General features: G+C 57.2%; 12 protein-coding genes. 6 read left to right on the top strand and 6 right to left on the bottom strand.

What is annotated here, in order from left to right; genetic code table 11:
* Window positions 1-234 precede the first annotated feature (234 nt).
* Together Q2B33_RS03590 and Q2B33_RS03585 are read left to right on the top strand one after the other, a co-directional pair.
* Window positions 235-552, top strand: a complete 318-nt coding sequence (locus Q2B33_RS03590) for a hypothetical protein (RefSeq protein ID WP_296477784.1) — start codon at window positions 235-237, stop codon at window positions 550-552.
* Window positions 553-638: 86 nt separating this feature from the next.
* Window positions 639-2,303 carry an SWIM zinc finger domain-containing protein gene (locus tag Q2B33_RS03585; protein WP_300566722.1) on the top strand — a complete coding sequence of 555 codons (1,665 nt, stop codon included), beginning with the start codon at window positions 639-641 and terminating at the stop codon, window positions 2,301-2,303.
* A gap of 156 nt (window positions 2,304-2,459) precedes the next feature.
* Here the strand turns inward: Q2B33_RS03585 and Q2B33_RS03580 are convergent, their stop codons facing one another.
* Both Q2B33_RS03580 and Q2B33_RS03575 read right to left on the bottom strand, forming a co-directional pair.
* Window positions 2,460-2,711, bottom strand: a complete 252-nt coding sequence (locus Q2B33_RS03580; RefSeq protein WP_296473470.1) for a kinase to dihydroxyacetone kinase — start codon at window positions 2,709-2,711, stop codon at window positions 2,460-2,462.
* 118 nt (window positions 2,712-2,829) lie between these two features.
* A complete protein-coding gene (locus Q2B33_RS03575; protein WP_300566717.1) occupies window positions 2,830-3,705 on the bottom strand; it encodes an AraC family transcriptional regulator in 876 nt (291 codons plus the stop codon).
* Window positions 3,706-3,874: 169 nt separating this feature from the next.
* Between Q2B33_RS03575 and Q2B33_RS03570 the strand changes: the two genes are divergently transcribed.
* The 3 genes from Q2B33_RS03570 to Q2B33_RS03560 all read left to right on the top strand — a co-directional run bounded on the left by Q2B33_RS03570 (window position 3,875) and on the right by Q2B33_RS03560 (window position 9,046).
* The gene (locus Q2B33_RS03570; RefSeq protein ID WP_300913865.1) at window positions 3,875-5,827 is read left to right on the top strand and encodes a glycoside hydrolase family 127 protein; all 1,953 of its coding nucleotides are present in this window, start codon (window positions 3,875-3,877) and stop codon (window positions 5,825-5,827) included.
* 294 nt (window positions 5,828-6,121) lie between these two features.
* On the top strand, window positions 6,122-8,092 hold the full coding sequence (locus Q2B33_RS03565) for a M13 family metallopeptidase (protein WP_300566711.1): 1,971 nt from the start codon (window positions 6,122-6,124) through the stop codon (window positions 8,090-8,092).
* Between the two features lie 96 nt (window positions 8,093-8,188).
* Window positions 8,189-9,046 (top strand): sugar nucleotide-binding protein, encoded by an 858-nt coding sequence (locus Q2B33_RS03560; RefSeq protein WP_296466173.1) that lies wholly within the window; start codon window positions 8,189-8,191, stop codon window positions 9,044-9,046.
* A gap of 51 nt (window positions 9,047-9,097) precedes the next feature.
* On the opposite strand, the gene Q2B33_RS03555 is transcribed toward Q2B33_RS03560, so the two are convergent.
* Window positions 9,098-10,654, bottom strand: a complete 1,557-nt coding sequence (locus Q2B33_RS03555) for an ADP-ribosylglycohydrolase family protein (RefSeq protein WP_300566707.1) — start codon at window positions 10,652-10,654, stop codon at window positions 9,098-9,100.
* 75 nt (window positions 10,655-10,729) lie between these two features.
* On the opposite strand from Q2B33_RS03555, the gene Q2B33_RS24680 reads away from it, so the two are divergent.
* Window positions 10,730-10,843 (top strand): hypothetical protein, encoded by a 114-nt coding sequence (locus Q2B33_RS24680; protein ID WP_369124245.1) that lies wholly within the window; start codon window positions 10,730-10,732, stop codon window positions 10,841-10,843.
* 118 nt (window positions 10,844-10,961) lie between these two features.
* Here Q2B33_RS24680 and Q2B33_RS03550 read toward each other — a convergent pair whose 3' ends face one another.
* The 3 genes from Q2B33_RS03550 to Q2B33_RS03540 form a co-directional block, all read right to left on the bottom strand.
* Complete coding sequence (locus Q2B33_RS03550) at window positions 10,962-11,843, bottom strand: Abi family protein (protein WP_300566704.1); 882 nt, start codon at window positions 11,841-11,843, stop codon at window positions 10,962-10,964.
* A gap of 171 nt (window positions 11,844-12,014) precedes the next feature.
* A complete protein-coding gene (locus tag Q2B33_RS03545) occupies window positions 12,015-13,136 on the bottom strand; it encodes a hypothetical protein (protein ID WP_300815405.1) in 1,122 nt (373 codons plus the stop codon).
* Between the two features lie 257 nt (window positions 13,137-13,393).
* On the bottom strand, window positions 13,394-15,211 hold the full coding sequence (locus Q2B33_RS03540) for an extracellular solute-binding protein (RefSeq protein WP_300782987.1): 1,818 nt from the start codon (window positions 15,209-15,211) through the stop codon (window positions 13,394-13,396).
* Window positions 15,212-15,243: the final 32 nt, after the last annotated feature.

The raw sequence follows: 15,243 nt of genomic DNA, 5'->3' as shown, positions 1-15,243 counted from the left end.
CAGGACAAGGCGGAGGAAGGAGGCAATGCGGGGGCATCGTCGACCGATGACAACGCAGTACTGGGGTGGACAGCGAGTGCTGATTGCTCAAGGCTTTCTGCATCGGGGTACTAGGGACATTCTACCACATTTCGCCTTGCTTTTCCACAAAAGACATCATTTGGATGCCTCGGTATTGTATTTCCTACACCTTTCCATTATACTGTAGATAGAAAGAAAAAGGGGGAGCCTGAAATGGAGATATCAAAGAGCGACTGGAAGCTTTTTAGAGAAAAAATAGCCGATTGGCAGGAAAACTATATGGATCGCCTGAATAAGGAGTATATAGCTCTGCTGAGTTCGGATAAGGGCAATCCTTCCGACAGATTCTGGAAGCTGGAAGGGCGGATCAGGAGAGACAAAAAATCCCCGGGCGTCATGATTGAGAGGGAGAAATCAAGCGCGGTCTTCGATATTGCGGATCTCATCCGCCTTAAAGTCATCACAGTCGATGACCTGGCTGATTTCAGCGACACATTAAAGGAAGCGGTAAAAATGATACTGGACAGGTAGGCGCGCCTGCGCAGACCAGTCAAAAGCCGGCAGGATGGTCTGCCAAAGAAATACCGGAAGATTCTGCCGGAAGAAGGGGCGAAGAGATGAATTGGAAGAGACTGTTTGCGGCACGGATCCTGGAACGGGGATACGATTATTATTGTGATGACGCAGTGGAAAACATGGAGATTGCCGCGGACAGCATAAGGGCAGATGTCATTGGGACAGAGGAGTATGAGGTGGAGATTACCCTCAGGAACGGGGAAGCCGTGGATATGTACTGCTCCTGCCCTTATGCTGAGGACGGAAACCGTTGCAAGCATATGGCGGCGGTCTTATACCAATGGTCTGAGGAGGGACAGGAGGCGGAAGAGTCGGGAGGAGCCGAAGAGGACGACAGCCCCAAGACCATTTCCGTCGAGGAAATTGTCCGGGAAGCGGATATTGACGTGGTAAGGTCGTACCTGGTATCGCTTTTGAAAGAAGATGAAAAGCTGCTGCTCCGTTTTCGAGGCATGGTGAAGAAAGGGACGACAAAAGAGGACATAAAAAGGTACGTCCGCCAGATAGACCGTATCACGGACAGATACCTGGGAAGAGACGGCTTTATCAGTTACTATGAGGCGGACGGCTTCTTGTCCGAGCTGGACGAAATATTGGATGCAGATGTGCGCCGTATGGTTGATGATGGAGACTATATGAGCGCCTTTGCGTTGATGAATCACATGTTTACTGTCTTAGGGGATGTGGCCATGGACGACTCCGATGGCGGCACCGGCACGCTGGCCGGGGAGATAGAGCAGTATTGGCGGGAGATCCTGTCCAAAGCCGACATGGATGTAAAGCAGCAGATGTTCCGCTGGTTCACGGAGCATCTGGACGGTTCCGTCATAGACTATCTGGAAGAATATATAGAGCAGGTTATCATGGAGGAATTCCAGGAAAAGGAATTCAGGGAGCCTAAGCTGCAGTTCATAAAAGATATGATAGAGAAGTCATCGCTCCAAAGCGACAGCTGGAGCGGCAGCTACCACACGGGAAAATGGGCCACCAGATATCTGGGAATGATTGAAAAGCAGAAAAATTCCGGAATCCTGATAGAGGAATTCTGCAGAAAGCATTGGCGCAATTCCTTGGTAAGACGGTATTACATAGAATTTTGCACAAAAAAGAAAGAATACGCGCACGCTCTGGAAGCCCTGGACGAGAGCATGGCTTTGGATAAAGAATACAGGGGCCTGGTAGCGGAGTACAGCAATCAGAAAAAAGAGATTTTTCTTTTACAGGGGAACCGGGAGGCGTACAGAAAGCAATTATGGAAGCTGGTTCTGGAAGATGACCCGGGGAAGCTGCATATCTACAGGGAATTGAAGAAACAATATCCCCCCGGGGAATGGAAGGAAAAAAGGGAAGAGGTATTCGCGAATCTCCCGGGACATGTGCGCCCGGACGAGCTGTATAAAGAAGAAAAGCTGTATGACAGACTGCTTGAACTTGTCACGGGGAGTCCGGGGCTGAATATGCTGCAACAGTATGAAGATGTCCTGAAGAAGGACTATCCCGGGGAACTGCTGCAGAAATACAAAGAGGAAGTCGATAAGATGGCGATGCACACCGGCGACAGAAGCAAGTACCGGCAGCTTGTGGCGCTGCTTTGCAGAATGAAGAAGATAACGGGAGGTTCTAAAGTGGCAGAAGAAATCGCGGCAGAATGGAGGGGCAAGTACCGGAACAGGCGCGCGATGATGGATGAGCTGGGGAGGCTTTAGGGAGCCAAGACAGAAGTACGTGAAAACGATTGAACCGCCTTGGTACCGAACGGTATGCCAGGCGGTGTGGAAGGGGGACTGATTATCCCCCTCTCCGATTTTCCCGCGTGGGCGGGGGTGAGCCTGCTTTTCATGGCTTCGGGGCTGAACGGCGCACTAGCCCTGCAGCCCCCTGGCCTGCCTGTCCATGTCCTCGATGACGATGTCATGGATCTCCCCCAGGGAAGCGCAGTATTCCAGCACCTTCCAGGGCTCATTGGTGTGGTAATGGATCTTGATCAGCTCATCGTCCCCCACCGCCAGCAGACAGTCGCCCTTAAAGTTCTCCGTGAAATAATCCGTAATCGTATCTTCGTCCAGATTTTCACCCTCTATCAGCAATTGCGTGTCGTATCGAAATTCCAGCATGGTCATCCATCCTCCTGTTTTTTGAAGTCCCGGCCCCAAAGGGCCACCCTCATTATATAATGGAACGAACCCATAACGCAAGCTTCTTTTTCCAGGACCCTGATGGCCTTGCCAAATCCTACCGGTTCAGCGGCTTCCTGGAAAAGGCCTCCCGGTAGGCGGTGGCGGTGACGCCCTCATAGCGCTTGAAGAGCCGCATGAAATATTTCTCGTCCCCGATGCCCACCTGGGTGCCGATCTCCGCCAGGGTCAGCTTCGGCGTGGAGGTCAGGAGGTTCTTCGCCACCCGGATGCGCTGACGGTTCAGATATTCGGTGATGGTGCACCCGCTGTAGCGCTTGAATACGGAAGTCAGGTAGGAGGGATGGTAGCCGAACTTCTCCGCGATGCCCGCCACGGACAGGGCAGTGTCGAAATTGAGCTCCAGCCATTCCATCAGGTCCGCGATGCCCAGGGGGACTTTCTCGTTCTGCTGCATCAGGTGACGGCGGAAGAAGCATTCATGGGTCACCTCCAGCAGCAGGGTGCTCTGGGCATAGCTGCACTGGGTGGAGGACAGGCTCCCTAAGCGCTTGGCCAGATCCAGGAGCTGCACGAACAGCACATTGACCCGGCTGTTGGCGGACAGCGTGCCGGTCTCCGGAAGGATGTACCGGGGGCGGCTCTCGTCCGGGAACAGGGCGGCCTCCGGGGGTTCCTCGTAGACGGCGCTGACTTCCGCGTCGAAGTGGAAATGGGTCCAGTAGAAGCCCAGCTCCCCCTGGGAGGCCCGGGTGCCGAAATGGCATTCCCCGGGGAACAGCAGCACGAACTGCCCGGGGCTCAGCGCATAGTCCCTCTGGCCGGACTGGATGTGCAGGGTGCCCCTGGTGACGGAGATGAGCTCATAGGACTGGATGGTGCGCTTGGAATGGAGGAACTGGTCCTCATTGTTGAGATTGCCCGCGGACAGGAAACGGACCGGCCTGGAGGCGTCTGATACCAGGTACAACATCTATGATTTGTCCACCTTTCATTGAAAACTGTATGTTGCGTTTATTTATGAAAATGATAACATAGTTCTTGGGAACAGGCAATTCCCGTTTTGGAGATATTCGTATTTGTACACATCTGAATATGAGACGGACCGCAAGGATACATGCCGCCTGGCGGCAGAATGGAGGATGGACATGAAAAAAACGGCAAAAGAGGTAAATGTCAGCCAGGTGAAGGTGGCGGACGGATTCTGGAGCGGGATGCAGGAGAAAGTCATCGATGTAGTCATCCCTTTCCAGGAAAAGGTTCTGAACGATGAAGTGCCAGGGGTGGCGAAGAGCCACGCCATCGAGAACTTCCGCATCGCCGCTGGCTTGAGCCAGGGTGAGTTCTACGGGATGGTATTCCAGGACAGCGACCTGGCGAAATGGCTGGAGGGCGTGGCCTATTCCCTGTCCGTGAAGCCGGACCCGGCGCTGGAGAAGCGGACGGACGACATCATCGATATCATCGAGAAGGCCCAGCAGCCCGACGGCTATCTGAACACCTACTTCACCATCAAGGAGCCCGAGCACCGCTGGCAGAACCTCCACGAGTGCCATGAGCTCTACTGCGCCGGGCATATGATGGAGGCCGCCGTGGCTTATTTCGACGTCACCGGGAAGGATAAGCTCCTGCATGTGATGGAGCGCATGGCCGACCATATCATAGACCGCTTCGGCCCCGAGGAGGACAAGGAGCACGGCATCCCGGGACACCAGGAGGTGGAGATTGGCCTGATGAAGCTCTACCGGGCCACGGGGAAAGAGAAGTACAGGGACATGGCGAAATATTTCCTGGAGGAGCGGGGGAAGAATCCGGACTATTTCCACCAGGAGAAGCTGAAGCGCGGCTGGCAGCACTGGGGGCAGTACAGCATCGAGGCCATGGACGTGACCTACAACCAGGCCCATGAGCCCATCTACGACCAGAAGGAGGCGGTGGGCCATGCGGTCCGTGCCCTGTATATGTACACCGCCATGGCGGACGTGGCCGGGGCGGACGGGGACGAGAGGATGTATCAGGCCTGCCGGACCCTGTGGGACAATGTGGTGAACAAGAAGATGTACATCACCGGGGCCCTGGGCGGGAACCCGGAGGGGGAGGCCTTCTCCAACAATTACGAGCTGCCCAACGACATGGCCTACGCGGAGACCTGCGCCTCCATCGCCATGGTGTTCTTCGCCCACCGGATGCTGGAGATGGAGATGGACGGCGCCTACGCGGACATCATGGAGAAGGAGCTGTACAACAGCACCATCAGCGGCATGCAGCTGGACGGGAAGAAGTATTTCTATGTGAACCCTCTTGAGTGCGAGCCGGGAGTGTCCGGGAAGCTCTTCGGGTATCAGCATTCCCTGCCGGTAAGGCCCGGCTGGTACGCCTGCGCCTGCTGCCCGCCCAACCTGGTGCGGCTGGTGACCTCCTTGGGGCAGTACTGCTGGAGCGAGAACGAGTCCACGATCTACTCCCACCTGATGATCGGGCAGAGGGCGCAGCTGGAGAAGGCGGACGTCACCGTGGAGACCAGCTACCCCTGGGAGGGGAGGACCCGCTATACCGTCGCGCCCAAGACGGAGGAGGCGTTCACCTTTGCCATCCACATCCCTTATTATGTGAAGCCGGAGGACCGGCGGGTGTTCCTGACCGTGAACGGAGAGAAGCTGGACATGCAGAAGCTGGTGAAGAAGGGCTATGCCTACATCACCAGGAGATGGGAAGACGGAGATGTAGTAGAGGTGGAGTTCCCCATGGAGGTGCGCAAGGCCTACGCCAACCAGCATGTGCGGGAGGACGCGGGCTGCGTGGCCCTGCTGCGGGGACCTGTGGTCTACTGCTTCGAGGGCGTGGACAACGGGGAGCTGATTCAGAGCCTGCGGATTCCCAAAGAGCTGAAGGCGGAGGCTGTGACCTGCGAGGAGGGCGTGCTGAAAGGAAATGTACTGCTGAAATTTGAGGGTCTCCGCATGGTGGGCAGCGATGAGTTGTACAGCGAGGAGCCTCCCGTGAAGGAGAAAGCGCAGATGACGGCCATCCCTTATTATGCCTGGGCCAACCGGGGCGAGAACCAGATGCGGGTGTGGATGCAGGAAGAAGTCTGAAAATAGCTGAGAAAAGAATGGCTGCAAAGAAAGGGGCTGTCGGCTGCGCGCGGACGGCTCCTTTTTCAGGCCGGCTCTGCAGAAATTCATGATTGAATTCCGCGGCGTTTTATATTATACTGCTTAACGATTTCACTTGCCGTGAAATCAGACTGCATAACGCTGACCGGTTCAATCGCATGATTGCATTAGGCAGTATTCAGCGTTATGCAGTATAAGCTGGAAGTAGCGTAAAAAGCGGAGAGCGGGAAAACCGGGATACATAATCCGAGAGAAGGAGACGAGGTGCGTGACATGAGGAAGAGGATGGCGGCGCTGCTGATGACGGTGCTTTTGATCGTGCAGATGACGGGCTGCCGGAAGGACACCGGAGGACGGGACGACTACTATGCGTTCATCAATCAGCCCATTCTTTCGAGGATTGAGCTTGAGCCCACGGAGGCGGGCTGGGACTGGTTCGGGGAGCTTCAGGCCGCCGCCAGGAACGAGATGGAGGAGACCATCCGGGAGCTGGCAAACGACAGGAAAACCTATGAAAAAGGCAGCTCCGAGCAGAAAATAAAAGATATGTACGAATGCGTCTCCGATATGGACAACCGGAACGAGACAGGCCTGGGCCCGCTGCAGCCCCATATGGACCGCATACGGAACGCAGCGAGCATAGAGGAGTACGTGGAGGCCCTGGCGCGCCTACGGGGACAGTACGGCTTCAGCAGCATCCTGGGCGGCTACAGCGTCATGCAGGACATGGCGGATTCCGGCAGGTACGCTGTATACATGATGTACGCGGACACTCTGATCGGCAAGGAGTATGTGGAGGGCGAGGACACCCGGGAATATATGGAGGCCTACTTTGCCTATGTGGAGGACATGCTGCTGGAATTCGGCATGACCCGGCAGGAGGCGGCGCGGAGCGCGGATTCCATAGAGGGGCTTTTGCGGGACATCTGCGGGTCCACATTGACCGCGGAGCAGTATCAGGATCCGGCCCTGATTTACAATGTGTACACGGAGCAGAAGCTGCAGGAGCTGTACAGCAATGTGGACGTCCGTAAGCTGCTGGAGCTGCTGCGGATAGACGGGCAGGACAGGTATATCGTGATAGACGTGGGGCAGGCGGAGAAAATCAACTCCCTGCTGGTGGAGGAGAACCTGCAGGCGCTGAAGGACTACTCCACCTTCGCGCTGCTCAACGATGTGGCGGAATACGGGAGCGCCGCGTATGTGAAGCTCTATACGGATATGCAGAACGCGCTGTATGGCATTACGGAGAGCTGGGACGACGAATTCGTCTGGATGAATCTGACCCAGGAGCTGCTTCCGTGGGATTTCGGGAAGATATATGTGAAGGAGCATTTTTCCCGGGAGGACAAGGAGGCGGTGGAGGAGATGATCGGCCTCATCCTGGAGGAATACGAGGAGATCATCGACAGGCAGGACTGGATGAGCCTGGTGACCAAGGAGAGGGCGGTCAGGAAGCTCAGGACCATGCAGGTCAAAATCGGGTATCCGGACGAATGGCCGGCGGCCGGCGACATGATGCAGGTGACGCCCGTTTCGGAAGGCGGGAGCCTCATGTCCAATCTGCTGGCGGGCATAGAGGTGTCCATAGAGGACGACCTGGACAGGCTGGGGCGGGAGGTGGACCGGACGGAGTGGGACGTGACGCCCCAGACAGTGAATGCCATGTACGACCCGCTGAACAATGAGATCATCTTCCCGGCGGCCATACTGCAGGCGCCGTTTTATGACAGCGGGAGCAGCCAGGGGGCCAATCTGGGGGGAATCGGCTTCGCCATAGCCCATGAGGTCAGCCATGCCTTTGATTCCAGCGGTGCCCTTTATGACGAATACGGAAATTATAATGTCTGGTGGCTGGAGGAAGAGCTTGCCGCCTATGAGGAGCTGTCGCAGTCCATCGTGGAGTATTATGAAGGGTATGAAGTGATGGGCATGCCTGTGGACGGGGAGCTGACTCTGGCGGAAAACATCGCCGACCTGGGAGCCATGACCTGCATCACGTCGATCATCGGCGACGACAGGGAGATGCTGGAGGACGCTTTCGAGCAGATGGCCTACAACTGGGCAGACGTCACCACGGAGAGCTATGCGCTGTACCTGCTCAAGGTGGACACGCATGCGCCGAACAAGGTGAGGGTGAATGCGGTGCTGAGCTCCTGCGACGCCTTCTATGATGTGTACCGCATCTGGAACTGGGATGATATGTATGTCGCGCCCGAGGACCGGGTGGGCATCTGGAAATAGGGAGGATGCCCACGGATGGGGAAAGGCGGAGCAGCGCATGGGAAGCCGGCGGGGACAGGCCGGGCGGATGAAAAAAGAGAGATGAGGAGGGACGGCATGAAGAGGTTATTGGTGACAGGGGCATCGGGATTCATGGGGGGCAGGGTGGTAGATTTCTACCGGGAAAAATATGAGATCTGCGCCCCCGGGCACGGAGAGCTGGACATCACGGACGAGGCCGGGGTCATTGCCAGGCTCCGGGACTGGAGGCCGGACTATGTGGTGCACTGCGCGGCCATTTCGGACATCGGGCAGTGCGACAGGGAGCCGGAGCGCTCCTGGAAGATTAATGTGGACGGGGCGGTGAACCTGGCCAGGGCCTCTGCTTTGGTGGGCGCGAAATGCCTGCTGTGCAGCTCGGACCAGGTCTATGCCGGGAGCGGCGTCAGGGGCCCCCACCTGGAGACGGAGGCTGTGGTGCCCGGCAATCTCTACGGCAGGGAGAAGCTCGCCGCCGAGGGGCTGTGCATGGAGGCGAACCCTGACAGCGTGCACTTGAGGCTGTCCTGGATGTATGACGCGCGGACCCTGAATCCGGGGGAGCACGGGGATTTCCTGCGGACGCTTCTGCCGAAGGTGGGGACCGCGGAGAAGCTGCACTACCCTGTGAACGACATCCGGGGCATCACGGACGTGAACCGGGTGGCCGGGAACCTGGAGGCGGCCTTTTCCTTAAAGGGAGGCGTCTACAATTTCGGCGCGCCGGGCAGGAAAGCCATGTTCTACATGGTGCATTCCCTCTTCGAGAGGCTGGGCTGGGATACGGGGCGGCTCGTAAAGGAGGGGGAGGCAGGCGAGGAGAATCCCAGGGACCTGACCATGAGCCAGGAGAAGCTCAATGCAGGCGGCATCTTCTTTGAGGACACGGAGGAGCGGCTGCTGGCTGTCCTGGCGGCAGAGATGCATGCCGGATGAGAACAGGAAGGCGGCAAGGGCGGTATGACATGGCCCTTGCCGCCTTTTCGGCTACTGTGTTCTGTTCAGGTCTGCGGCCGCCTGGCAGGCGCCCTGCAGCAGGGGCAGCGCCACGTACATCCGGTGGAGCCTTCCGTTGGAGCGGATCTCCAGCAGGATGTCCGTCCTGCCCCGGACGGGTGCCTGGGGCGTCACGGCGAAGTCGAACTCCGTGATGCTGGAGCCGCCGTGGGTCTGGTTCAGGTTTACGCAGATGGTATCGGAGGGGTCGCCGCTCCAGCCCTCCGGCAAGTGCAGGCGGCACTCCAGCCACTGCTGGCTGTGGAGGCGGTTTTTGGCCTTTACATGGAAGACCTTCGTCTGCCCCTCACGGATATCCAATTCTCCGTCATATTCTATACGGATATCCATGAGGCAGTTGGACCTGCGGACGCACACCGGGGACACGGATATCTCCCGGGAGAAATCCTCCCTGTCGAAGACACCGGTCTTGGTGACGGCATTGGCGATGCACTCCACCGGGTGGAAGGCGATGGCGCCGGTTTCGTCCAGGTCGAAATGCCCCTGCAGGAAGGTGGGCATCAGCTGGATGATTCGGGCGGTGAGGGCGCTGACGGTCTCGGGCACGTCCAGGCAGGCCTTGGTGCGGTCGATGGACACGGTCTTGATCTCGTCGCCTATGGGCTGCAGCCATTTCTCATCGATGGCCGCGGTGCCGCCTATGATGCCCAACAGCGCTCCCAGAGTGCCCGCGGTGCAGTCCCCGTCCTCGCAGCAGCCTGCGGCGATGCAGATGCTCCGGGAGAAATCCCCCTCCCCGTACACCCAGCCCAGCGCCATGATGCCGATATTGCTGGGGGCGTCATAGCCCAGATTGCCGACAGGAACGTCTTCCTCCGGTTCCTGGTCCCTGTAGCCGTGGAGCATGCCGAAGGAGCCCGGGAATTTCTGCAGGATGGCCTTGCGGGCGGCCTTCCAGTCCATGCCCTTCTCATGGCATTCCAGGGCGGCCCGCACCGCCCCTGCCACGGCGCAGTCCTTCGGGATATAGGAGAGGGCCGCGTCTATGAGCGCGTGCATGTCCTTCTCCACGAAAGCAGCACTCTGGAGGGCGGCACAGAAGATCTCGCCGTACATGCCCTCACCCGCATGGTCGCATATGGCGTCCTCATAGGCGTATCTCACGGCAATCTCCGGGTGCCCCGGGGCCAGGCAGGCCCAGATCTCGCTGCGGATGAAGCAGCCGCAGCTATCCTTGTTGTGGTTCCTGTACCAGCCGGAGATGGGGGGCACCAGGCCGTAGCGCAGATTGTTCTTCCCCGCGCCGTACTCCGACCAGTCCGCCACGATGTAGGAGAGCCAGTATTCCCCCAGGATCTCCGCGTCCACGCCGCGGCCGTATTGCTCTGCCGCGTTCAGCCACACCAGCTGCAGGTCCAGATCGTCATTGGGCAGCACGCCCAGGGACAGGTCGTGGGTGTAATAGTCGATGTCATAGACCCCGCGGATGCACTCAAAGGGCGCGCCCAGGGTCCCCCCGATGTTCTTGCCCAGAAAACAGGCCTTTACCTTGTCACGGTATTCCTTGAAAGATAGCTGTGTTCCCATAGATGGCCTCTCCAATCTTTTTTTGTGATTGTTCTCTGTATACCATATTCCGCGGGGGCTGTCAATAAGGAAAATATGGCCGCTTCGCCCGTCCGGGAAGCGCTTCGGGTATCGGCCGCCATACCCTGTTACGCCTGGGCCAACCAGGGCGCGGACCGGATGCGGGTGTGGATACAGGAAGAGGTCTGAGAATAATTGAGAAAAGGAAAGCCAGGGGAAATCCCTGGCTTCAGACCGCCCACGGTATTGCGCCGAAACCGGCTTGTGGGAGTAGTCAGAGACAGTATATGCGTATGTGCGGATAATATTACAGCATCTGCTGCCAATCGCCGCGGAAGCCATAGTAATCCATCCGTACAAATGGATATTTTTTTTTCAGCATAATGATGGAATCTTTTAATTTCCTGAATTCATTCGGGGAAAGCATCCGTCTCATAATTAGAAGGAAACCGTAAAAATGTGCATTGTCAAGTTCACCTTTGCTGTTTTTTATTAACAATGCCTTCTCTTTTTTGTTAAGGGAGGGCTTCTGCTCAAAAAGGCGGTTATATATTCTGCATCCATGTGCACAGAGATTACGGATAATTGTCATGCTGTGCATATAGCTTCCCAGGATGGATGAGCCTTTTCCCATGGACAAGCCAAAGACGCGGGCAACGGCATCCTGGATGGCTGGCTCAGAGATGGCATATAAAAAAGAGATGTCGGATATGGTCAACAAATCGACATATGCCCACAGAGGAATGTCTTGTCCGAGGTCATTTACAAAATGCTTCAGATAAGCCTCATGGGGGAGGCGCTGTGCTTTCTGCTTTTCTGCTTTATCGATGATTTCCCTGTGCCTGGCTTTGTTGGTAAAAAAGGTAGGGATGAGGTATCCGACAGGACCATGGGCTTTTGCAAATTCGTGTGCGTAGACAGATTTCATCTGTACTTCAATTATCTCCAGGTATTGGAGGATGATGTGCCTGAACTCGTGGTCGAAACGGTAGATATCCACAATGTTCTGGAAAGTAGCGGACTGGAAGAATATGTCGTTCTTGCGGAGTGTGAGAGAATAGCCGCTGAGCCGATAATAATTATTGTGGAGCAGAAAGTCTCTTGCGCTGGGCACATCCTCAATGGTGAGGCCGCGGGAACGGAGGATTTCCAGTTGTTCTTCGATTGTCTTAAACTCCTTGCCAGGCATAATTCGGCTCCTTATAAACAAAACGCCCTCAAGTGTGCATACGTTTCCGCAGAGGCCTGAGGGAGATGTTATCTGTATCTTACCACAAAACAAAAAAATGTCAAGGGACAAATCTGCCCAAAATGCAGCGGTCAAGCGGGCCGCAACAGGAAAATGCAGGCCCCCTGCGGATTACATGCCGCGATAGACGCACAGTGCATCGGACAGCTTCAGGGTGTCCACGCATTCCCTGCCGCCCGCCCCTTTCCGGAAAAGCTGCAGCGTGCCGACCCCTCCGCCGCCTGCCCACAGGGGGCGACTGTCCTTATATCCGTCCGGATCCTCGTACTGGAGCTGCAGCATCTCCCTTTTGGCACAGCTTCCGGAGAGCTTGACCACCACGTTCTGGTTCTGGGCCAGCACATGCCAGACGAACCGCTTTCCGGTCTCTTTGGTCTCCCATTTGCAGCGGGAGAACTGGAAGTCCTCCCCCATATAGGTCAGCTGCAGCATCAGTCGGGGCCGCAGGGGGAAGAGGAGGAGCCTGGGGTGCAGACAGTTCAGGGCCACCACGGAATGCCGCAGCTCCCTGTCCGAGCGCCCGCTGAGGAGCTTCCCGCAGGCGAACTGGAACCACGGCCTGCCCGTGCTGCGCCCCCAGTGCTTGTCCGCGTAGCCGTAGCCGGTCTCCGGGGCCACTTCATAGGATGCCCCGTCCAGCGTCACGGTGCCCTGAAAAAAGCTGCGGATGCCCTCCCCGTGCCAGAAGCTGTCCAGTCTGCGGAAGGTCTCCGCGAGCCTGTTGCAGAGGCCGCCTGTGTGGCAGGAAACGGCCTTCTGCACCTTTACGTCCCACTCCATGGCGCCTGCCTGTGTCATGCGGGAGCGGTGCCTGGCCTCTCCCGGTGTCACCTCCAGATTGCCCACAATCCTGTCTTCACTGTACAGGAAAAGGCCTGTGAGGGGATCCTCTATCTGCATGACCAGGGGGCTGCCCGTGGCCTGCAGCGCGGAGATTGGGTAGAAGGCGTGGAGCTGCCTGCCGCCGTTCCCCTCCGCATCGGGAAAGGCCCCGGCCTTTATCATCACATAGGAGGGCCGCATGCCCCGCTTCCTGAAATAGGGATGCTGGCCTAAAATGGGCCTGGCCGCGCCCAGACCGGGATTGACGATGAAGAATTCCACGAAAAAAGTGCGGGCCTCCCCGGTCTCAGGCTGTACGCCGGAAAAGGAATGCCACCAGCGCATGTAACCTCTTTTGGCCAGGGAGCCTCGCAGCATATGTGAATTTCTCGTCAGGTCAGACAGGTTCATCCTTCGTTCTTGCCTCGCTTCTCTTCCTGCGTGGGGATTCCTCGCCCCGATCCATATGGGAATCATAACAATATTTAGTAGCAGATAAAGGTATTATAATACCAGATATAGGAAATGACAAGAGTGTTATAAAAATTTCCCTGGTATTTCCGGACATGAAGGGACTGCCCGTGAAAAATACGGCCGCCTGCAGTCCGTCTGCAGTGCGGCCGTATCGAATATCTGTGTTCGGTTTTGCGTTTATGAACCTTCAGGCCCTATTTGGCCTCATCGGGAAGCTCTACCCCAAGCTTCTCGGCCTGGGCAGTCAGGACATCCCTTCCGCCTCTGTCAAGCCATTCCTTCACATAGTCGTCCCACTCGTCCATGCTGCGCTCGCCTACCACGAACTTGTACAACTGCTGGATCTCATACTCGCCCAGGTTCGGAGCGATGGTGCTGGTGGAAACGGTGCTCAGGAGCCCGTCGTTGGGCCATCTGTCATAACCGGCCATGGCCTTGATGCCCTCGTTGGTCTTCTCCTTCTGCGCCTTCAGGTCAGGATCCATGTCATCGGTGACATATTCCATCTGCCACTTCAGGGTATAGCCGAAGTTCTGCCAGGTGGCAAGGGCCAGATTGGTGGTGCCATAGGTGCCGTCGAATCCCGGATGGCTGGCGTCCACGTAGCAGTAGTTGGTGCCGTCGGGCAGATATTCCCTCACGTCGGCCTCATATCCCTCGTGGACCTCATTGCCGCCGCCCTGGACAGTGGCGAAGTAGCTGTCGCCGCCATAGCACATGGAATCCATGATATGCAGGATCCTCATCAGCTTGCCCTGATCTCCTTCCACCTTGCTCTTGGGAATCGCCCAGAGGGGACCCGCATTGCCGCCTGCGCCTCCCTTTGCGCCGTCGGGCAGGCTGGGCAGATATGCCCATGTCTTTGCGGCGCCGGCGAAATCGTTGTCGTTGGCCAGGGCCTGCTCATTGTAAAGGGCGCCGGAGGGATAGTTCACCATGCCCACCCTGCCTTTCAGCATATAGGCCTTGGCGCTCTCCCAGTCGATGGTGAACCAGTCGGGAGCCAGCACGTTCATGTCATAGAGCTCATGCATGAAGGTGATCCAGCCTTTGTGGGAGCCGTCCAGCATGGGGGATACCAGCTTGCCGTCCTGGGCACGGGCAGCGGGATTGCCGAACCAGGGCTGGAATCCGCCCAGGCATCCGAAACCGGTGCCGTTTCCTGCGCCTGTCATGAACCAGGTGTCGTCCTGGCCGTTTCCGTCAGGATCGTCAAAGGTGCATGCCCTTGCGTATTCCTTAAGCTCGTCCAGCGTGGTGGGCATTTCCATGTTCAGGCTCTCCAGCCAGTCCTCGCGGATCGCCAGGCCCCAGATGTCTCCGTCCTGGATGGCGTATTTGGTAAAGACAGGGATGCTTCCGTCCTCCATGGTGGTGTATTCCAGCAGAGTGGTGGTGACGAATTTGCAGGTCTGAGGCATGTAGGGATAGATTTCCGATGCGTCCACCAGCAGGCCCTGTTCGCCCAGGGTAAAGCCGTAGTCGAGGCTGGGCAGAGAGAACAGATCCGGCACATCGTCTGATGAAAATCTGGTGGAAAGGATGCTTTCCAAGTCGCCGCCGGCGGCAGTGGTCAGGGTGATCGTCACATTGAACTTCTCATTCAGCCATGCCGCGATGGGATCGTTGGCCGGAAGCTCTTCCCCATAGTTGTAGGTGAGGAACTCCAGGTCATAATGTACGCTCATGTCATCGTAGTCATACCAGCCGTCCTCGGCCAGGGTGGGATTCGCGGGCATGGTATCCGGGAACTGGATGTCCTCGAAAGCAGGCACGTTTGCGGCTGCCGCTCCCCCGGCCGCCCCGTCGTCGGGTGCTTCGCTGTCGGATGCCTCGGCTTCCTCCCCGCTGCTCTCTTCGGCGCTGTCCTGGGCCTCTTCGCCGGATTCCTCCGCGGAAGACTGCTCTTTGCTGTCTCCGGACGCTTCTTTGCCGTCGCTGCCGCAGCCGGCCAGCATGGACGCGGACATGGCCGCTGCCAGACACAGAGCCATTAGTTTCTTTCTCTTCATTACTTTATCCTCCTTTTTTTCTCTATGTTAAG

Source organism: uncultured Acetatifactor sp. (assembly GCF_948601915.1).
In the GTDB taxonomy this organism is placed as follows: domain Bacteria; phylum Bacillota; class Clostridia; order Lachnospirales; family Lachnospiraceae; genus Acetatifactor.
Note: the sequence above shows the minus strand (reverse complement) of the source record. Positions and strands in the feature narration are given on the sequence as shown.